This is a genomic window from Shinella sp. WSD5-1 (genome assembly GCF_963942435.1).
GTDB classification, from domain to species: domain Bacteria; phylum Pseudomonadota; class Alphaproteobacteria; order Rhizobiales; family Rhizobiaceae; genus Shinella; species Shinella yambaruensis.
Genome location: NZ_OZ012596.1, coordinates 4,638,654 through 4,657,401 on the forward strand (window position 1 = coordinate 4,638,654; position 18,748 = coordinate 4,657,401).

17 protein-coding genes are annotated in these 18,748 nt (G+C 65.2%); 7 read left to right on the top strand and 10 right to left on the bottom strand.

Features of this window, described 5'->3' with window-relative positions; translation table 11 throughout:
• Position 1: 1 nt before the first annotated feature.
• The 9 genes from AABQ55_RS22775 to AABQ55_RS22815 form a co-directional block, all read right to left on the bottom strand.
• The gene (locus tag AABQ55_RS22775; protein WP_244769840.1) at positions 2–640 is read right to left on the bottom strand and encodes a DUF2291 family protein; all 639 of its coding nucleotides are present in this window, start codon (positions 638–640) and stop codon (positions 2–4) included.
• A 69-nt stretch (positions 641–709) separates the two neighbouring features.
• Positions 710–1,651 carry a D-ribose ABC transporter substrate-binding protein gene (locus AABQ55_RS22780; protein ID WP_244769839.1) on the bottom strand — a complete coding sequence of 314 codons (942 nt, stop codon included), beginning with the start codon at positions 1,649–1,651 and terminating at the stop codon, positions 710–712.
• A gap of 104 nt (positions 1,652–1,755) precedes the next feature.
• Entirely contained in the window at positions 1,756–2,583 is an 828-nt protein-coding gene (locus tag AABQ55_RS22785) for a phosphogluconate dehydrogenase C-terminal domain-containing protein (RefSeq protein ID WP_272806702.1), read from the bottom strand.
• A 327-nt stretch (positions 2,584–2,910) separates the two neighbouring features.
• Positions 2,911–4,611 carry a dihydroxyacetone kinase family protein gene (locus AABQ55_RS22790; RefSeq protein WP_272806703.1) on the bottom strand — a complete coding sequence of 567 codons (1,701 nt, stop codon included), beginning with the start codon at positions 4,609–4,611 and terminating at the stop codon, positions 2,911–2,913.
• A gap of 73 nt (positions 4,612–4,684) precedes the next feature.
• Entirely contained in the window at positions 4,685–5,539 is an 855-nt protein-coding gene (locus tag AABQ55_RS22795; protein ID WP_398432045.1) for a DeoR/GlpR family DNA-binding transcription regulator, read from the bottom strand.
• A 116-nt stretch (positions 5,540–5,655) separates the two neighbouring features.
• Positions 5,656–6,603, bottom strand: a complete 948-nt coding sequence (locus tag AABQ55_RS22800) for a D-ribose ABC transporter substrate-binding protein (protein ID WP_244769835.1) — start codon at positions 6,601–6,603, stop codon at positions 5,656–5,658.
• A gap of 118 nt (positions 6,604–6,721) precedes the next feature.
• Positions 6,722–7,762, bottom strand: coding sequence for an ABC transporter permease (locus AABQ55_RS22805; protein WP_244769834.1), 1,041 nt, complete (start codon positions 7,760–7,762; stop codon positions 6,722–6,724).
• 103 nt (positions 7,763–7,865) lie between these two features.
• Positions 7,866–9,404: a sugar ABC transporter ATP-binding protein gene (locus AABQ55_RS22810; protein WP_272806704.1), complete on the bottom strand. Its 1,539-nt coding sequence runs from the start codon at positions 9,402–9,404 to the stop codon at positions 7,866–7,868.
• The gene (locus tag AABQ55_RS22815; RefSeq protein ID WP_272806705.1) at positions 9,401–10,048 is read right to left on the bottom strand and encodes a DUF2291 family protein; all 648 of its coding nucleotides are present in this window, start codon (positions 10,046–10,048) and stop codon (positions 9,401–9,403) included. The genes AABQ55_RS22810 and AABQ55_RS22815 overlap by 4 nt, the downstream gene beginning before the upstream one ends.
• A gap of 771 nt (positions 10,049–10,819) precedes the next feature.
• On the opposite strand from AABQ55_RS22815, the gene AABQ55_RS22820 reads away from it, so the two are divergent.
• The 7 genes from AABQ55_RS22820 to derI all read left to right on the top strand — a co-directional run bounded on the left by AABQ55_RS22820 (position 10,820) and on the right by derI (position 17,976).
• On the top strand, positions 10,820–12,370 hold the full coding sequence (locus AABQ55_RS22820; protein WP_272806706.1) for an FGGY-family carbohydrate kinase: 1,551 nt from the start codon (positions 10,820–10,822) through the stop codon (positions 12,368–12,370).
• 44 nt (positions 12,371–12,414) lie between these two features.
• A complete protein-coding gene (locus AABQ55_RS22825; RefSeq protein WP_272806707.1) occupies positions 12,415–13,926 on the top strand; it encodes a glycerol-3-phosphate dehydrogenase in 1,512 nt (503 codons plus the stop codon).
• Positions 13,927–13,934: 8 nt separating this feature from the next.
• Positions 13,935–14,870 carry a TIM barrel protein gene (locus tag AABQ55_RS22830; protein ID WP_272806708.1) on the top strand — a complete coding sequence of 312 codons (936 nt, stop codon included), beginning with the start codon at positions 13,935–13,937 and terminating at the stop codon, positions 14,868–14,870.
• Between the two features lie 72 nt (positions 14,871–14,942).
• Positions 14,943–15,887: a sugar-binding transcriptional regulator gene (locus AABQ55_RS22835; RefSeq protein ID WP_244769828.1), complete on the top strand. Its 945-nt coding sequence runs from the start codon at positions 14,943–14,945 to the stop codon at positions 15,885–15,887.
• 85 nt (positions 15,888–15,972) lie between these two features.
• Positions 15,973–16,743 (top strand): DeoR/GlpR family DNA-binding transcription regulator, encoded by a 771-nt coding sequence (locus AABQ55_RS22840; protein ID WP_272806709.1) that lies wholly within the window; start codon positions 15,973–15,975, stop codon positions 16,741–16,743.
• On the top strand, positions 16,740–17,504 hold the full coding sequence (locus AABQ55_RS22845; protein ID WP_272806710.1) for a triose-phosphate isomerase: 765 nt from the start codon (positions 16,740–16,742) through the stop codon (positions 17,502–17,504). Before AABQ55_RS22840 ends, AABQ55_RS22845 begins: the two co-directional genes overlap by 4 nt.
• A gap of 13 nt (positions 17,505–17,517) precedes the next feature.
• On the top strand, positions 17,518–17,976 hold the full coding sequence (gene derI, locus AABQ55_RS22850; protein WP_244769825.1) for a D-erythrulose-4-phosphate isomerase: 459 nt from the start codon (positions 17,518–17,520) through the stop codon (positions 17,974–17,976).
• 57 nt (positions 17,977–18,033) lie between these two features.
• Here the strand turns inward: derI and AABQ55_RS22855 are convergent, their stop codons facing one another.
• Positions 18,034–18,747 (bottom strand): aspartate/glutamate racemase family protein, encoded by a 714-nt coding sequence (locus AABQ55_RS22855; RefSeq protein WP_272806711.1) that lies wholly within the window; start codon positions 18,745–18,747, stop codon positions 18,034–18,036.
• Position 18,748 lies beyond the last annotated feature (1 nt).

The window sequence follows — 18,748 nt, forward strand, 5'->3', positions numbered from 1 at the left end:
CTCAACCCCCGACGGTGATCGTGACGGGCACGAATTGCGGCAACTGGCCCTTGGCCGGCAGCGGATAGGCGCCGGTCGCCTTGATCGTCCTGCCCGTCAGGTTTTCCCGCGGCAGCTTTTCCAGAAGCAGGCCGTTGACATGGGTGTTGAACGACTTGCCGTACTGAGCCCATTCGATCTGGTTCTTGAACTCGTTGAAATTCACGAACTTCAGGCTGTCGCGGATCGCCGTGCCGCGAATGGCCGGGCCGATCGAGACACGCACATCCGCTTGCCTGTCGCCGTTAACATCCACGTCGACATAGGCCGCGCGCGACTTCGTCTCCTCGGCGACGATCACGCCGTCGATCCTGGCCGCAAAGGTCCAGGGCGCGTTGCCCTGCTTTTCCTTGTGGCCGTATTTTTCAGCCGCGGCATTCAGGTCGCTCGCCGCAAGGGCGGAAACCTCCTGGAACGGGCCGGCGCGCTCCTCGATATAGGGCACGACCCTGGTGTCCCAGATATCGGCGACCAGCTTGTCCGGATTGAAGGCGCCGGCCGCCGCCTGCTTCCGCTCGTCCTCGGTCTTGACGAACTTGCAGCCGCCGAGCGCCAGCGCGCCGGCAAGCAGGACCGGAAAGGCAGCCTGAAACCTCAGCATTGGCATTCTCCGTCATGAACAGAAATGCGAGGCGGGACCGCACCCCGCCTCGCACCCTCGCGGGGAGGATTATTCCGAGAGCGCGAAGGTTTCGAGCTTGTCGGCGTTGTCCGCGGTGATGAGCACGCAGTCCATGAGCTGCTTTTCCTCGGCCGGCGCCTTGCCGGTCGTGATGTATTCATGCGCCTGGGTGACGGCGAGCTGGGCCTGGGCGTAGGCCGGCTGCATGACGGTGGCCTTGATGCCGCCCGCCTTGATCGAGTCGCGCACGTCGTTCGAGCCGTCGAAGCCGACGACGATGACGTCCTTGCGGCCGGCGGCCTGGAGCGCCGCTATCGCGCCCATGGCCATGGTGTCGTTGCCGGCGATCACGCCCTGGATATCGGGGTTCGCCTGAAGGATCGTCTCCATCTTGGAATAGCCTTCGGTCTGGCTCCAGTTGGCCGACTGCTGGGCGACCATCTTCATGTCGGGATATTCGTCGATGACGTCGTGATAACCCTTGGAGCGGATGCCGGCATTGAGATCGGCTTCGCGGCCGAGCAGCTCGACATAGTTGCCCTTCTCGCCCATCAGCCTGACGAACTCTTCCGCGCCGAGCTGCGCGCCCTGGTAATTGTTCGAGACGATCTGCGAGACGGCGACGCCCGTGGCGTTGATCTCGCGGTCGATCAGGAAGGAGGGAACGCCCGCGTCCTTCGCCTTCTGCACGGCGGCGATCGAGGCTTCCGAGCCGGCATTGTCGAGGATGATCGCCTTCGCGCCGCGGCCGATCGCCGTGTCGATGAGCTGCGACTGCTTGTTGGCGTCGTCGTCATGCACGAGGACCAGCGTCTCGTAACCGAGTTCCTTGGCCTTCGCCTCCGCGCCGACGGCTTCCGCCTTGAAGAACGGGTTGTCGTGGCTCGGCGTGATGATGGCGATGAGATCGGCGGCGAAGGACGGCATGGCGACGCCGGCGGCCATGACGGCGGCGAAACCGACGGTGATCAGTCTGCGGGTAATGTTCATGTTTTTCCTCCCGGTTAGGCACCGGTGTCTCCAGCGGCCATTCCTCCATTGAAAAGGGCCGCCCCGGTGCAAGTTGGTTCATCGGCGGGCGAACCCGCCGGGCATCAGGTGATGCGCCGGATGCTGGCCGCGATTTCCGCAGGCTCGAAGACGCGCTTCCAGTCGTCCTTCATCAGCACGGGCTTGCCGAACTCGATCGCCTTGTTGCAGGCGTCGGAGAAGACGCCGGGCGTCTCTTCGAAGATGACCGCGCCGAGCACGTTCATGTGGCCGAGCAGGAAGTCGCGGGCGGCCTCCTCGGCGACGCCGCGCCGGACGCACTCGTCCATCGCCTCGCGCATCACGACGAGCAGCGAGGCGCAGACCGTTTCTGAAAGGCCGGGCTCCAGCAGCGCCATCTGCTCGACGGTGACACGGTGCGAGCGCATGACCGGCGCCCAGATGGCCTTGGCGATCTCCTCGCCGAGCGCATAGGTCTCTTCCGGTCCCTGCATCAGCGCGGACACGATGTGCTGCTTGGCAGCGATGCCGCCGAAGAAGTCGCGCTTGGCGGCCGGGTCCGTCTCGTCGTTGAAGATCGGCGGATGGCAGGGATGCGTAACGAAATAGGTGAGGTCCGCGCGCTCCGGCAGGTGGCCGGCGAAGGGGGCGGCCGCATCGAGCACGACGACCATCGTGCCCGGCTTCAGCTTGTCGACGATGCCGGCCGCGACCTTGCCGATCGCCGTATCGGGAACCGCGAGGATGACGACGTCGGCGCCTTCGAGGCCCTCATCGGCGGAAACGCAGGAAAGGCCGAGATCGTCGGCAAGCCGCGCCCGGCCGGCGTCGCTCACCTCGATGGGGCGGACATCGAAGCGCGAGCCCTTGAGATTCTTGGCAAGCCGATAGCCCATTTTGCCACCGGCACCGAACAGCGCGATCGATGTCATCGAAGACCTCCCTGAATGCGGCAGCCGGATTCCATGTCGCCCGGCTGAAATTTCCTTCGCCGGGCACCCGGCGCAGGCCTATATTTCCCAACTGGTATAATATGTCAATGATTATCTCTTAGAATATGTGATATCACGATGAACATAACACGGCATCGCTTCGACGCGCACGCCGAACAGGCCAAGGCATACCACTGAAAATACAGAGACTTCACTGCCGGAACGACAAACGAAAAAAGCCGAACGTCACGCGCCGTTCGGCTCAATGTCACAGCAGGAATGTTGATATCGTGCCTCCTTAAGGGAAAGCACGCACGATGAAACCCGTCAAAGCCGGCTGGCGATCGTCCTTGCGACCAGGGCCAGCGAGACGGCGCCGGCATCCGGATGGCCGATGCTGCGCTCGGCAAGCGGACGCGCCCGGCCGAGCCGCGGCGAGAGCGGCGCGGTGGCCTGGGCCGCCTCTTCGCAGGTGACGCTCGCCTTCCGCCAAGCATCCTTCAGGGACAAGCCGTCCGCCCTCGCCGTTTCGAGCGCCGCGACGAAGGGTACGAAGGCATCGACGAGGGTCTTGTCGCCCGGTTTCGCCCCGCCAAGACGCATCACGTCATCGAGCGCCAGGCGCGCGCCCCGCACGATATCGGCCTCCGGCAAGGCCTTCTCGTCGGAGAAGGCGGAACTCCACGACCGCAGCAGCAAGCCCCAGATCGCACCGGAGGTTCCGCCGGCCCGATCCGCCCAGGCATCACCGGCGACGGCCAGCGCCGTTTTCGCACCGGCGCCGCGTACCACGGCCTGATGGATGGCATCCCGCGCGGCGGCGGCGCCGCGCCGCATGCCCTGGCCATGGTCTCCATCGCCGGCAAAGGCATCGATCCGGCCGAGTTCGGCCTCCGCCTCCTCCAGCGCCGAAACCATGGCTTCGAGAATGCCGGCAAGGCAGCGGGCACTCTCGCGCGAGGCGCCGGAAGCCGGGCCGACAGCCGGCGTCTCGTCCCCGGCATCCTCGACGAATGCGGCGGGCTGCGTTTGAAAACCCTCGCCGCGTCGGAAGACCGGCGTATCGCAAGGCGCAAGCCAAAAGCGCTCCAGTTCCTCGTCGAGCCACATCACCGTCAGCGAGCAGCCCTGCATGTCGAGGCTGGTGACATATTCGCCGGCCTCGGGCGCGACAAGATCGACCCCGGCCGCCGCAAGCCGCCCCTCGACCGCGCCCCAGAGCACGAACAGTTCCTCATACTTGGTGGCGCCGAGGCCGTTGAGCAGCACGGCGGCGCGGCGCGCACCGGCCGGACGCTCGGCGAGCACCGTATCCACCAGCAGCGTTGCAAGGTCGCCCGCCGGAACGATCTGCGTATCGCGGATGCCGGGCTCGCCATGGATGCCGAGGCCGAGCGCCATCATGCCCTTGGACACGGTGAAGAGCGGCGCCGTCGCACCCGGCAGCGTGCAGCCGCCGAAGGCGACGCCGAACGAGAAGGTGCGCGCATTGGCGAGCCGCGTCACGCGCTCGACCTCGTTAAGGGACAGCCCCGCCTCCGCCGCCGCGCCGGCCACCTTGAAGACGAGGAAATCGCCGGCGATGCCGCGCCTTTGCAGGTGCCTATCCGCCGGCGCACTCGCCACGTCGTCCGTCACGGTGACGATGCGCACGTCGATACCTTCCGCCCTCAACCGCTCTGCCGCAACGCCGAAATTGAGCACATCGCCGGCATAATTGCCGAAGCCGAGCAGGATGCCGCCGCCAAAGTCCGCCTTGCGGCAAACCCGGGCGACCGCTGCCGTCGAGGGCGAGGCGAAGATCTCACCCGCCACGGCCGCGTCCGCCATGCCCGGCCCGACATAGCCGGCGAAGGCGGGATAATGTCCGGATCCACCGCCGACGATGACCGAAACCTTTCCGCGCGGCACCGCGGTGGCGCGCACCACACCACCCTTCACCAGCCGCACGTAACGTCCGTAGACCCGAGAGAAACCCGCCAGCGCCGCCGAGGCAAAGGTTTCGGGATCATCGACAATCTTCGTCATACCGGTCCTCCCCGCAGGCAATCACGCCGCGAAGATGCAATATTGGTCGAAGGGAGAAAAGAGCAAAGGGGGGTCAGGCGGAACGCTCGGCATCCGCCACGATGACGTTGATGCCCTTCGAGCGCATGCGCGAGAGATGCGAGATGGGGATATCCTCGTCGACGATCACGGCGTCGAATTCCTGCAGCCCGGCAAAGTGGTGCAGCGCACGCCGCTCGAACTTGGTGTGATCGGCCAGGAGCACACGCTTGGTGGAACTCTCGAACATGGCCCGTTTTGTCTCCACCGTCTCCGGCGACTGGTGATAGACCACGTCATCGACGATGGCCGAGAGCGACATGAAGACGGTATCGGCCCTCAGGCGCCGGATCTCGTTGGTGGTGATGTGCCCCATGAAGGCATTGCACCAATTGTAGAACTGGCCGCCGAGACAGATGAGGTTGACGTCGTTGACGTCCTTCAACTCGTTGATGAGCACGAGCGAATTGGTGATGACCGTCAGCGGCACCTTGGCCGGCAGGAAGGCGGTCATCTCGTGCACGGTGGTGGCGTCGTCGAGAAAGATGGCCTGGCCCGGCTCGACGAAGCGCATGGCGGCGCGGGCAATCGCCTTCTTCTCCTTGGCCTGTTTCGTCGCCCGGTAGACGTCGGAGGATTCGATGAGGCTGGTCGGCGCGGCGGAAACGATGCCGCGCGTCTTGCGGAACAGGCCGCGGCTGACGAGTTCGTCGACATCGCGGTGCGCCGTCATCAGGCTGATGCCGAAGCGCTCGGTCAGGTCCTCGATGCGGATGGAGCCTTCGGCGATGACCGTCTCGGCGATCATCTGCCGGCGCACCAGCTGGCGCGCATGCCGGCTGTCGCTCGGCAGCTCTTCCGAAAGCAAATCCTTGACGTCGACTTTCTTGTTCACCGGAGACCCTGCCAATATTTCGAGGATAGCGTTTCGTATCTCGTATCGGGCGGCAAGGGAAATGCCAAGCTGACCCCGGACCTCGCCGGGATGCGAAAGGAGAGCGCCCGCAGGGGCGCTCCCCGCGCCGATTACTCGCTCAGAACGAAGGGAGCGGTGTACTTGTCGACATTGTCCTTGGTGATCAGCAGGCAATCGAAGAGCTGCTTCTCGCTCGCCGCACCCGTGCTGCCGTTCTTGATCACGTTGTCCGCCTGCTTGACGGCCTCTTCGGAGAAGACGGCGACCGGCTGAAGAACCGTGTACTGCAACTCGCCCGCCTTGATGGCGGCGACCGCATCCGGCGAACCGTCGAAGCCGCCGACCTTGACCTGCTCCAGCTTGCCGGCCTCCTTCAGTGCCGCGATGGCGCCGAGCGCCATTTCGTCATTGCCGCTGATGACGCCGATGATGTCCGGATTCGCCTGCAGCATGGACTGCATCTTGGCGTGACCCTTGGTGCGGTCCCAGTCGGCGACTTCCTTGGCGGCCTTTTCGAGGTCCGGATACTGCGTCAGCACGGTCTCGTAACCGTTCGAGCGCGTCGCGGCATTGTTGTCGGCCGGATTGCCGAAGAGCTCGGCATATTTGCCCTTGTCGCCGACCGCCTCGACCCATTGCTGCGCACCGAGGGCCGCGCCCTGGGCGTTGTTCGAGACGAGCTGCGCCTTGGCAAGGCCTTCCTGGTTGATCTCGGCATTGACGAGGATGACCGGAATGCCCGCGGCGACGGCCTTCTTGACCGCGCCGACCGAACCGTCGGCATTGGCCGGATCGAGGATGATGGCGACCGACTTGTTGGTGATCGCGGTGTCGATCAGGTTGCTTTCGGTGTTGGTGTCCCCCTTGTGGGCGCCGACATTCGCGGTATAGCCGAGCTTTTCCGCCGTCGCCTTGGCGACTTCGCCTTCCGTGAACCAATAGGGGTTGGACGGATCGTTGACGATGATCGTCATCAGGCCTTCGGCGAAGGCGGAGCTGAAGAGCAACGGCACGACGGCGGTTGCTGCGAAGAGTACACGCATACCTTTTTTGAACATGGTCTCACTCCCTTTGTTGAGTCCGGTTGCGCCGATTTTCGGCAATACTTTCCGCTGCCGGGCGTTCGATGGTCCGCCTCTCCCGGCCGCAGTCAGTTCCTGTCAGTCGCCGCTTACCTTAGCGGCGGCCGTATTTGATGCTGTTCAACAGAACGGCGGTGACGATCACGGCGCCGGTGAAGACCGTCTGCCAGTAGGCCGAAACGCCGATGATCACGAGGCCGTCCGACAGGAAGCCGATGACGAAGGCGCCGAGCATGGTGCCGATGACCGTGCCGCGCCCGCCCGTCAGCGCCGCCCCGCCGATGACCACGGCGGCGATCGCCGTCAGTTCATAGGTCGTGCCCGCCGTCGGTCCGGCCGAGGTGAGCTGCGAGGAAAGCACCAGGCCCGCGACGGCCGCACAGACGCCGGAAAGCACATAGACGGTGATCTTGACCCGCTTGACCGGCACGCCCGAAAGCTCCGCCGCCCGCTCGTTGCCGCCGGAAGCATAGAGCCAGCGGCCGAAGGCCGTGCGCGTCAGGAGGATGTGGCAGATGATCGCGAAAACGAGCAGGACGAGGACGCCGATCGGCACGCCGGCAAGACGATTGAAGCCGAGCCAGTCGAAACCGGTATTGCCGAGCTCCGGGCGGCCGCCGAGATTGTTGTAGGTAAGGCCGTTGGTCATCAGGAGCGCGATGCCGCGGGCGACATAGAGCACGCCGAGCGTCGCGACGAAGGCGGGCACGCGCAGATAGGCGATCAGCACGCCATTGACCGCCCCGACCACCGCGCCGAGCAGGCAGGTCAGCACCACCACGACCCAGACCGAGGGATAGAGGATGACGCCGAGCTGCGGCAGAGTCACGCCCTGCATGAGAAAACCCGCGACGACGCCGGCTAGCCCGAGCGTCGAGCCGACCGAAAGATCGATGCCGCCATTGAGGATGACGAGCAGCATGCCGATGGCGAGCAGGCCGAAGATCGCCACATGCGAGGCCATGATGAGGAAGTTGCTGACCGTGAAATAGTTCGGCGACATCAGCGAGAAGACGACGACGATGGCGATCAGCGCGAAGAAGGCGCGGCCTTCGAACAGGAGCTCGACGAAGCCCTTCTTGCGCTTGCCGCTTCCGGCCGCTGCCTTTGTGTCGATTGCAGGTGTGACTGACATTGCTTCAGCGCTCCTAGTGCATTTCCAGCCGAAGCATCGCTTCGGCGTCGGAGAATGCGATAAAAACAACAACCCAGAGCAATTCCGGTGAACCGGGATCGCTCTAGTGGGCATGCACGGCTTCGCCGGAGGCGGCCATGATCTGTTCCTTGGTCACGTCGGGACCGAATTCCGCGGAGATGCGGCCGCGCCGCATGACGAGGATGCGGTGGGCGATGCTGAGGCATTCGCCGACCTCCGACGTTGTGTAGACGACGGCGAGACCCTGTTTTGCCCGCTCGGCGAGCAGCTTGAAGACCTCGGCCTTGGCGCCGATGTCGATGCCGCGGCTCGGCTCGTCGAGCAAGATGACGTCGGGATCGGTCGCCAGCATCTTGCCGATGACCACCTTCTGCTGGTTGCCGCCGGAGAGCGAGCCGATCGCCGCCCCGCCGCCATCGGTCTTGATGTGCACCTTGCGGATGGCGTTGCCGACGAGGCCCGCCTCGCGGGCGGGGGAGGTGAAAAGCCCGCGCGTGAAGGCGCCGAGGCTGGCGAGCGACAGGTTGCGGCCGACCGTCATGGTCTGCACCAGGCCGTCGCGCTGCCGGTCTTCCGGCACGAGCACGAGACCGTCGCGAATGCACTGCGAGATGGACTGCCCGGTGACGTCGCGGCCCTTCAGCACCACCCTGCCGGCTGACGCCTTGAGGCGGCCCGCGACCGTTTCGAGCAGTTCCGTGCGGCCCGCGCCCATCAGGCCATAGATGCAGACGATCTCGCCCGCCCGCACCGCAAGCGAAAGCCCGTCGACGACCGCATAGCCGGCACCGCCCGGATCGGGCACCGTCAGCCCTTCGATGGAGAGTGCGACATCGCCCTTCTCGTAGCCGGCCGGCGGGACGCCGAGATCGAAATTGTCGCCGACCATGTGGCGGACGATCCATTCGAGGTCGATGTCCTTGCGCTCGGCATAGGCCGTCATCACGCCGTCGCGCAGCACCACCGCATGGTTGGTGATCTGCAGGGCCTCTTCGAGATGGTGCGAGATATAGACGATGGAGACGCCGCGATTGGTAAGGTCCCGAATGACCTTGAACAGCACCTCGACTTCGGAGGCGCTGAGCGCCGAGGTCGGCTCGTCCATGATGAGGATGCGCGAATTGACCGAAAGAGCCCGCGCGATCTCGACGATCTGCTGCTGGCCGAGGCGCAGGTCCTCGACCGGGGTAAGAGGATCGATATCCTCTTCGAGTTCAGCCATCAGGAGCCGCGTCTGGCGCTCTTCTTCCGAAAAATCCACGCCCGTCGCCGTCATGATCTCGCGGCCCATGAAGATGTTGTCGCGGACGTTCATGTTCGGCGCGAGGCTCAGCTCCTGATGGATGATGGAGATGCCGCGGTCGCGTGCTTGGGAGGATGACGCGAAAACGATCGGATCTCCATCGAGAAGGATTTCGCCGGACGTCGGCTGCACCACGCCGGAGAGGATTTTCATCAGCGTCGACTTGCCGGCGCCGTTCTCGCCGAACAGCGTCGTCACCTGGCCGCGGTGAATGTCGAAATTGACGCCCTTTAGGGCATGGATGTTGCCATAGGCCTTCGCCACGTTGCGCGCGGCGAGCACGACCTCATCCTTTCGGCCGGGATCAAGCGCGCTCATTGGACGTCGAGCCTCACGGGCGTGACGATCCAGCTCTTCGGATTGACCAGCTTGAAGACGCCGATCACCGAGACGGTCTTGCCGGTGAGCGCCGCCGGATCGATGCCGGTGAGCACGACCTTCTTGACCTCGTTGTTGATGGCGGATCCCGCGTCCTGGTATTCGATCTGGTTCTTGAACTGGCCGAATTCGATCTGGCCGGTCGCATCGCGCAGGTCCGTGCCGTTCAGCGCCGGCCCGGTCTGCACGCGCAGGGTCAGCTCGGCCGGCAGGCCCTCGACGGCGACGACATTGTAGTTCGCCTTGCGTTCGCCGACGGTGCCGGTGAACTTGACCGGGATCACCGGCCCGACCGAGGTCGCGACGCCGTATTTCTCGCCGGCCGCCTTCCTGTCGGCGGCGATCGCCTGCGCCAGCTCAACGGCATCGACAGCGCGCGTCTCGACGCTCTGCTTGATCAACGGGAACTGCTCGGCGCCGAAAGCCTCGGCCGAGAATCTTTGCACCTGAACGTCGTTTTCCGAGCCGATGCGCACGATCTTCGTGTCGAAGATCATGGCGCCGACCAGCACCGCGGCGGCGACACCGATCCAACGGACGTTTCGCGCGGGCTGGGGCGATTTCGATTGCGTGGCGTCAGTCATGTCGATGGGCCTTGCGATTGAACGAAGGAAGTTTTAGCGGGCGCTCCGGCACGGCGCCGATGGCGCACGCGCGTCTGCATATGCGCTGCGGCCATCGGGCTGCGCTCTCTTCCGAGAAAAAAGGGTCATGACATCCTCCCATGGCCGGCGCCCGCCAGTCTCCTCACCGGCTTCGCGCTGCAGTGCACACATTTTCGCAGTTGCGGTATAAATGTGTTATATGTCGCAATGTATATGTTAAATTAACACAACTTGTCAATCGGCCTTTTTGCCCGCTGCATCTCCTTCCGCCACGCCCACACTCAAGAAATCACCCCTGCAAGAGAGGACAGAACGGAGGAAGCGCTACTGCCGGGCGGTCTCCGACACAAACAGGCAGGCGGCATTGATAGTCAATCAAACCATTGATTAAACTGAGCATAAATTGAAGCACAAGCGGCGACTACGCGGCAGCGACCGCATGCCGGCACCATGGCACGGGAAAGGTAGCGGCGGACGAGCTGCAAAAGCCGCCCGCCGCCCGTGAACATGCTCATCGCCTATAATATCTGAAAAAAAATTCGATGCTCGAAAAATTTTACGAGACACATGATAACTTTGTGGTATGTTCCATGGCGACATTCGGGAGGTTCGTGGTAAATTCCGTACGGACGGGCGGGCCCTGATCCGAAAACCACGCATTAAGGCCGAGAGACTATCGGGAGGATCGAATGCTCTGTTTCGGGTCAGGCGAAGCGGCACGGGCTGTCGCGGGATCCGCGGGTGCATGCCATGGTTGAAGCGGCTGACCTGATCATCGGCATCGACGCGGGCACTTCCGTGATGAAGGCCGTCGCCTTCACGCTTGCCGGCCGCCAGATCGCCAGCGCTTCCGTGCGCAACACCTACAGGACCGGCGAAGACGGCGCCGTCACCCAGTCGCTCGACCAGACCTGGCTCGACTGCACGCGCGCCCTGCGCAGCCTCGCCGAAAAGGTCGAAGGCCTCGCCAAGCGCACCGCCGCCATCGCCGTCACCGGCCAGGGCGACGGCACCTGGCTCGTCGGCGCGGAAAACCGGCCGGCCGGCGACGCGTGGCTCTGGCTCGACGCCCGCGCCGCGCCGACCGTCGAGCGGCTGGCCGCTGCGGACGCCGACCGCGTACGCTTTTCGGCGACAGGCACCGGCCTCAACACCTGCCAGCAGGGCACGCAGCTTGCCCATATGGACCAGTATTTCCCGGAGTTGCTCGCCGAAGCCGAAACGGCCATGCACTGCAAGGACTGGCTCTACCTCAACCTCACCGGCATCCGCGCCACCGACCCGTCCGAGGTGAGCTTCACCTTCGGCAATTTCCGCACCCGCCGCTATGACGATGACGTGCTCGCCGCCCTCGGCCTCACCCATCGCCGCAGCCTGCTGCCGGAGGTCATCGAGGGCACGCAGACCGTACATCCGCTGACGGCCGAAGCGGCCGCCGCCTCCGGCCTCGTGGCCGGCACGCCCGTCTGCCTCGGTTATGTCGACATGGTCATGACGGCGCTCGGAGCGGGCGTGCGCAGCGAAGGCCGCAACGCCGCCTGCTCCGCCATCGGTTCGACCGGCGTGCATCTGCTGGCAAAGCCCGTCGGCGACGTGGTGCTCAACGCCGAGCGCACCGGCTATGTCATCACCCTGCCGATCCCCGGCATCGTCACCCAGGTCCAGACCAACATGGGCGCGACGATCAATCTCGACTGGCTGCTGCAACTCGGCGCGGACCTGCTCGGCGAATTCGGCATCCCCGTCGGCCTTGACGAGATGATCACCCGGATCGACCCCTGGTTTGCCGAAAGCAGGCCCGGCAACATCCTCTATCACCCCTATATTTCCGAGGCCGGCGAGCGCGGCCCCTTCGTCAACGCCCGGGCACGCGCCAACTTCACCGGCCTTGCCAGCCGCCATCGCTACCCGGATCTCGTGCGCGCCGTCGTCGAGGGCCTCGGCATGGCGACGCGCGATTGTTACGCCGCCATGGGCGCCCTGCCGCCGGAACTGCGCATCAGCGGCGGCGCAGCACGCTCCGTGGCGCTGCGCGGCACGCTCGCCGCGGCGCTGGGCGCGCCGGTGCGGGTCAGCAGCCGAGAGGAGGCCGGCGCCGCCGGCGCTTCGATGATGGCCGCCGTCGCCATCGGCGCCTACCGCACCATGGACGATTGCATCGCCGACTGGGTGACGCCCGAGCTTGGCACGGCCGAACCACCGGCGCCGCAAGGCACCGAACGCATGACGCGCCTCTTCACCGCCTATTCGGATGTACGCCGGGGCATCGCTCCCGCCTGGGACATCCTGGCTGCGCATTGAGGAAAACGATCGCGCCTTCCCGCGGGGCGCCGAAGGAGACTGAGATGAACGAACCCGAGCATATCGACCTCTTCGTGATCGGCGGCGGCATCAACGGCGCCGGCATCGCCCGTGACGCGGCCGGCCGCGGGCTGAAGGTCGTGCTCTGCGAAAAGGGCGATCTCGCCGAGGGCACCTCCTCGCGCTCCGGCAAGCTGGTGCACGGGGGTCTGCGCTATCTCGAATATTACGAATTCCGCCTGGTGCGCGAGGCGCTGATCGAGCGCGAGGTGCTGCTCAACGCCGCCCCGCACATCATCTGGCCCATGCGTTTCGTGCTGCCGCACAGTCCAGAGGATCGCCCCGCCTGGCTCGTGCGTCTCGGCCTCTTCCTCTACGACCATCTCGGCGGCCGCAAGAAACTGCCGGGCACGCGCACGCTGGACCTGAGACGCGACCCCGAAGGCACGCCGATCCTCGACCAGTATACGCGTGGCTTCGAATATTCCGACTGCTGGGTGGACGACGCCCGGCTCGTCACGCTCAACGCCGTCGGCGCGGCGGAAAAGGGCGCCGTGGTGCTGACCCGCTCGCCCGCGATCTCCGCCCGCCGCGAAAACGGCGCCTGGACCGTGACGACGAAGAACAGCCTGACCGGCGAGATCCGCACCTTCCGCGCCAGATGCGTGGTCAACTGCGCCGGCCCCTGGGTCTCCGACGTCATCAACCGCGTCGCCGGCTCCAACTCCACGCGCAACGTGCGCCTCGTCAAGGGCAGCCACATCATCGTTCCGAAATTCTGGGCCGGCGCGAACGCCTATCTCGTGCAGAACCACGACAAGCGCGTCATCTTCATCAACCCCTATGAGGGCGACAAGGCGCTGATCGGCACCACCGACATCGCCTATGAGGGCCGCGCCGAGGATGTTTCGGCCGACGAGAGCGAAATCGACTACCTGCTCAAGGCGGTGAACCGCTATTTCAAGGAAAAGCTGCGCCGGCAGGATGTGCTGCATAGCTTTTCCGGCGTGCGCCCGCTGTTCGACGACGGCAAGGGCAATCCCTCCGCCGTCACCCGCGACTACGTCTTCGATCTCGACGAGACGGGCGGCGCGCCGCTGCTCAACGTCTTCGGCGGCAAGATCACCACCTTCCGCGAGCTTGCCGAGCGCGGCATGCAGCGCCTCAGGCCCATCTTCCCGAACATGGGCGACGACTGGACGGAAAAGGCCCCGCTGCCGGGCGGCGACATGCCGAACGCCGACTACGAGACCTTCGCCAACACCCTCCGCGACACCTATCCCTGGATGCCGCGCAAGCTGGTGCACCACTACGGCCGCCTCTACGGCACGCGCACGAAAAACGTCGTCGCCGGCGCAAGCAATCTGGACAGCCTCGGCCGGCATTTCGGCGGGCAGTTCTATGAGGCCGAGGCCCGCTATCTCGTCGCCAGCGAATGGGCCGATACGGCGGAAGACATCCTCTATCGCCGCACCAAGCACTACCTGCACCTGACCGAAGCCGAGCGCGCGGCCTTCGCCGACTGGTTCGACACCGCCCGCCTCGCCGCCGCCTGAGGACCGTTATGCCGCTGACGCTCTCGCTCAACACCAATCCTCTGGTCAACCGCTTCGCCGATCCCGACGACCTGATCGACACGGTCGCGCGAAAACTGCGCCTGCGCGACCTCCAGCTCACCCATGAATTCATCAATCCGAGCTGGAGCGCCACGACGATCCGCCGACTGACGCGGCAGATGGACAAGGCGCTCCAGCGCAGCGGCGTGCGCGTCACCTCGGGTATGACCGGCCCCTATGGCCGCCTCAACCATTTCGGCCATCCGGATGCGGAGGTGCGGCGCTATTATGTCGACTGGTTCAAGACCTTTGCCGATATCATCGGCGATCTCGGCGGCGCCGCCGTCGGCACCCAGTTCGCCATCTTCACCTACCGGGATTTCGACGATCCGGCTCGCCGCGCGGAGCTGATCGACATCGCCATCGACTGCTGGGCCGAGGTCGCCGAGCATGCCAGGGGCGCGGGCCTTTCCTATGTCTTCTGGGAACCGATGAGTGTCGGCCGTGAATTCGGCGAGACCATCGAGGCGTGCCTGTCGCTGCAGGACCGGCTCACCGCGGCAAATATGGCGATCCCCATGTGGATGATGGCCGATATCGACCATGGCGACGTCACCTCCGACAATCCGGACGACTTCGACCCCTACGCCTGGGCGCGCGCGGTGCCGAAGGTGTCGCCGATCATCCACATCAAGCAGAGCCTGATGGACAAGGGCGGCCACCGGCCCTTCACCGCCGAATTCAACGCCAGGGGCCGTATCCAGCCGGAACCGCTGTTGCAGGCCTTCGCCGAGGGCGGCGCCGCCGACAACGAGATCTGCCTCGAACTTTCCTTCAAGGAGCGCGAGCCGAACGACCGCGAGGTCATTCCGCAGATCGCAGAAAGCATCGCCTTCTGGGCTCCTCACATCGATACCGGTGCGTCGGACCTGAAGCTGGGCTGACCATCCCGAGGCCGCTTGCTAAGACTGGGCCTGAAGACCGCTTCCGGTTGAAAGCAGGACAGGACATCGCCGATGACCGACATTGAAGACTCCCTCGCCGTCCGCGCCGCCTGGCTGCACTATGTCGGCGGGTTCACCCAGTCCGCCGTGGCGAAAAGGCTCGGCATTCCCTCGGTGAAGGCACACCGGCTGATCGCCCGCGCCGTCGCCGAGGGCGTGGTGAAGGTCAGCATCGACGGCGAGATCGCCGAATGCGTCCAGCTCGAGCTCGATCTTTCCACCCGTTACGGGCTCGACTATTGCGAGGTCGCACCCGATGTCGACGACGATCCGCTGGCCCTGACGACGCTCGGCCATATCGGCGCGGATTTCCTTCGGCGCGAAATCGAACGCGGCGAAGCCGCCGTCATCGGCTTCGGCCACGGCCGCACGCTCTCGGCGGCCGTGCATCATCTGCCGCGGATCAGCGCCAGCGGCACGCGCTTCGTTTCGCTGCTCGGCGGCCTCACCCGCAACTACGCCGCCAACCCCTACGACGTCATGCATCGCCTGGCGGCCAAGACGGGCACCCAGGCCTATGTGATGCCGGTGCCGTTCTTCGCGAACACCGAGGAGGACCGGGAAGTGCTGCTCTCGCAGCGCGGCGTCAGCGAGGTGTTCAACCTCGCCCGCAGCGCCGATCTCAAGGTCGTCGGCATCGGCACCGTCGACAACCAGGCCCACCTCGTCACCTCGGGCATGTTGCAGCCCGACGAACTGGAGGAGATCGTCGCGCTCGGCGGCGTCGGCGAACTGCTCGGCCATTTCTTCGACGCCAAGGGTCGCATCCTCGAAACCGCCGTGACCGCCCGGACCCTTGCCGCCTCGTTCTCGGAAGCGGGCGGGGACCGGATCGTCGCGATTGCCGGCGGGCCGGTGAAGACCGAGGCCATCCGCGCCGTGCTGCACAGCCACACCCTTCACGGGCTCATCACGGACGAGCGGACGGCGCGGCAGCTTCTGCAGAGCTCGACATAGAAAAATCACAAAATAACATACTTTATGTTATATTATGTGCGAAAGGATGTTATAGGCCTGACCGCAGCGTGAGATGGAGAACGCCGTGAAACGAGAAGAGCGCAGGCAGGAGATCATCAATCTTCTGGTCGAAAGCCGGGCCGTCGAACTCGACGACGTCGCGGCACGCTTCGGCGTCTCCAAGATGACCATCCACCGCGACCTCGACGATTTGGAACGGGCAGGCGTGCTTCGGAAAGTGCGCGGCGGCGCGACGATCGATGCCGGCACCCAGTTCGAAAGCGATTTCCGCTTCCGCGAACTGCAGGAGGCCGACGTCAAGCGGGCGCTGGCCGAAGCCGCCGCGGAACTGGTCGAGCCGGGCATGACGGTGATGATCAACGACGGCTCGATGGCCTCGGTGCTCGGCGACGTTCTGTGCGCGAAGAAGCCGATCACCCTCATCACCAACAACGCCGCCATCCTGGAACGCGCCAAGGGCATGTCCGGCGTGACGCTGATCGGCCTCGGCGGCGTCTTCTCGGCGAAGTTCAACGCCTATTTCGGCATCGTGACGGAAGAGGCGCTGTCGCGGCTGCGCGCCGACATCGCCTTCGTCTCGGCCCCGGCCGCCTCGGGGCGCCTCTCCTATCACATGGACGAGGCCGTGGTGCGGGCCAAGCGGGCGATGATGGCGGCGAGCCGGCAGAAATGCCTGCTGATCAACAGCCGCCGCTTCGGCCACACGGCGCTGCACGTGCTCGCCGACCTTGCCGAATTCGACACGGTCATTTCAGACAAACCCCTGCCGCACGACACCGCCGCGGAACTTGGCGGCCGGACGACGGTCAGGATCGCAAAGGAGACGACGTCATGAGCCGCACATTCTGGGTCGGCACGAGCTGGAAGATGAACAAGACGCTGGCGGAGGCAACGGTTTTCGCCGAGGGGCTGAAAGCCGCCGATAGCGGCCGCGAACCCCGCATCCAGCGTTTCGTCATTCCGCCCTTCACCGCCGTGCGCGAGGTCAAGGCGCTCCTTGCCGGCACCTCGGTGAAGGTCGGCGCGCAGAACATGCACTGGGCGGACGAAGGCGCCTGGACCGGCGAGATTTCGCCGGTGATGCTGAAGGACTGCAATCTCGATCTCGTCGAGCTCGGCCATTCCGAGCGCCGCGAGCATTTCGGCGAAACGGACGAGACGGTCGGCCTGAAGACCGAAGCTGCCGTGCGCCACGGCCTCGTACCGCTGATCTGCATCGGCGAAACGCTCGCCGACCGCGAAGGCGGCAATGCGACCGAGGTTCTCGCCCAGCAGGTGCGCGGCGCGCTCTCGCGGCTCGACACCACGCAGAAGCAGGCGGACATCCTGCTCGCCTACGAGCCCGTCTGGGCGATCGGTGAAAAGGGCATCCCGGCAAGCGCGGACTATGCGGATGCCCGCCATGCCGAGATCGCCGAGGTCGCGGAAAAAGTCCTCGGCCGCCGCATTCCCTGCCTCTACGGCGGCTCGGTCAACCCTGAGAACTGCGAGGAACTGATCGCCTGCCCCAATATCGACGGGCTCTTCATCGGCCGCTCAGCCTGGAAGGTTGAAGGCTATCTCGACATCCTGGCGCGCTGCGCCGCCACCATCTGAAAGGAGACTTCCCATGAAACTTGCAATTGCCGGTGACAGTGCGGGCGAAGGCCTCGCCAAGATTCTCGCCGATCACCTGAAGGACCGCCATGAGGTGCACGAGATCTCGCGCACCGATGCCGGCCCGGACGCATTTTACGCCAACCTCTCCGACCGCGTCGCCTCCGCCGTCATCGCCGGTGATTACGACCGCGCGATCCTCGTCTGCGGCACCGGCATCGGCGTCTGCATCTCGGCCAACAAGGTGCCCGGCATCCGCGCCGCGCTGACGCACGACACCTATTCGGCCGAGCGCGCCGCGCTGTCCAACAACGCCCAGATCATCACCATGGGCGCGCGCGTCATCGGCTCGGAACTGGCAAAGTCCATCGCCGACGCCTTCCTCGCCCAGACCTTCGACGAGAACGGCCGCTCGGCCGGCAATGTCCAGGCGATCAACGAGGTCGACGCCAAGTACAACGCCGGCAAGTAAGCCGAGCGCGAAAGCGGAATGCGGCCTGGCCGCGTTCCGCTCTTTTGTAGGAAAGAGCTAACCGAGCGCCGCCCGGAGCTTGCTCGGCGGCGGCGGGGCGTAACCGCCGAGGCGGGATGTACGCAGGTTGAGGCCGGCCATGGCCTCGGCCAGCCTGACCGCGCAGGTGACGCCGTCGAGCACCGGCAGACCGTGCTCGCCGGCAAGGTCGTTCGCAAGGCTCGCCATGCCGGCGCAGCCGAGCACGATCGCCTCCGCTCGGTCCTCGCTAACGGCGAGGCCGATTTCGGCGCTGATCTTCTGGCGCGCATTGGAGCCCGGCTGCTCCAGTTCCAGCACCGCCACCTCCGAGGAACGCACGCGGGCGCAGCGAGCCGAAAGGCCGTAGCGCGAGAGATTGTGCTCAAGCGCCGGCACCGAACGGGCGAGCGTCGTGACCACCGAGAACTTGTTCGAGATCATCGAGGCGAAGTGATAGGCCGCCTCGCCGATGCCGATCACCGGCCGGTCGGTAAGGCAGCGCGCTGCATCGAGCCCGGTATCGTCGAAACAGGCGATGACGACGGCATCGCAATCCGGATTATCCTTGATGACACCGAGCAGGCCGGCAAGGCTCATCGCCTCGTCGAAATAGCCTTCGATCGAGACCGGCCCCTTCACCGGGTTGACGGCGACGATCTCGGTTCCGGCAGAGGCGGCGCCGCGCGCCGCCTTGCCGATATGGTCCGTCATCGATGCTGTGGTGTTGGGGTTGATGACGAGGATTTTCATG

What these genes read in the sequence shown, in the direction of transcription:
- AABQ55_RS22815 (WP_272806705.1), bottom strand. Translation starts at nt 10,048, where the DNA reads ATGACTGACGCCACGCAATCGAAATCGCCCCAGCCCGCGCGAAACGTC.
- AABQ55_RS22825 (WP_272806707.1), top strand. Translation starts at nt 12,415, where the DNA reads ATGAACGAACCCGAGCATATCGACCTCTTCGTGATCGGCGGCGGCATC.
- AABQ55_RS22775 (WP_244769840.1), bottom strand. Translation starts at nt 640, where the DNA reads ATGCTGAGGTTTCAGGCTGCCTTTCCGGTCCTGCTTGCCGGCGCGCTG.
- AABQ55_RS22855 (WP_272806711.1), bottom strand. Translation starts at nt 18,747, where the DNA reads ATGAAAATCCTCGTCATCAACCCCAACACCACAGCATCGATGACGGAC.
- AABQ55_RS22780 (WP_244769839.1), bottom strand. Translation starts at nt 1,651, where the DNA reads ATGAACATTACCCGCAGACTGATCACCGTCGGTTTCGCCGCCGTCATG.
- AABQ55_RS22830 (WP_272806708.1), top strand. Translation starts at nt 13,935, where the DNA reads ATGCCGCTGACGCTCTCGCTCAACACCAATCCTCTGGTCAACCGCTTC.
- AABQ55_RS22800 (WP_244769835.1), bottom strand. Translation starts at nt 6,603, where the DNA reads ATGTTCAAAAAAGGTATGCGTGTACTCTTCGCAGCAACCGCCGTCGTG.
- AABQ55_RS22820 (WP_272806706.1), top strand. Translation starts at nt 10,820, where the DNA reads ATGGTTGAAGCGGCTGACCTGATCATCGGCATCGACGCGGGCACTTCC.
- derI (WP_244769825.1), top strand. Translation starts at nt 17,518, where the DNA reads ATGAAACTTGCAATTGCCGGTGACAGTGCGGGCGAAGGCCTCGCCAAG.
- AABQ55_RS22810 (WP_272806704.1), bottom strand. Translation starts at nt 9,404, where the DNA reads ATGAGCGCGCTTGATCCCGGCCGAAAGGATGAGGTCGTGCTCGCCGCG.
- AABQ55_RS22845 (WP_272806710.1), top strand. Translation starts at nt 16,740, where the DNA reads ATGAGCCGCACATTCTGGGTCGGCACGAGCTGGAAGATGAACAAGACG.
- AABQ55_RS22785 (WP_272806702.1), bottom strand. Translation starts at nt 2,583, where the DNA reads ATGACATCGATCGCGCTGTTCGGTGCCGGTGGCAAAATGGGCTATCGG.
- AABQ55_RS22835 (WP_244769828.1), top strand. Translation starts at nt 14,943, where the DNA reads ATGACCGACATTGAAGACTCCCTCGCCGTCCGCGCCGCCTGGCTGCAC.
- AABQ55_RS22805 (WP_244769834.1), bottom strand. Translation starts at nt 7,762, where the DNA reads ATGTCAGTCACACCTGCAATCGACACAAAGGCAGCGGCCGGAAGCGGC.
- AABQ55_RS22790 (WP_272806703.1), bottom strand. Translation starts at nt 4,611, where the DNA reads ATGACGAAGATTGTCGATGATCCCGAAACCTTTGCCTCGGCGGCGCTG.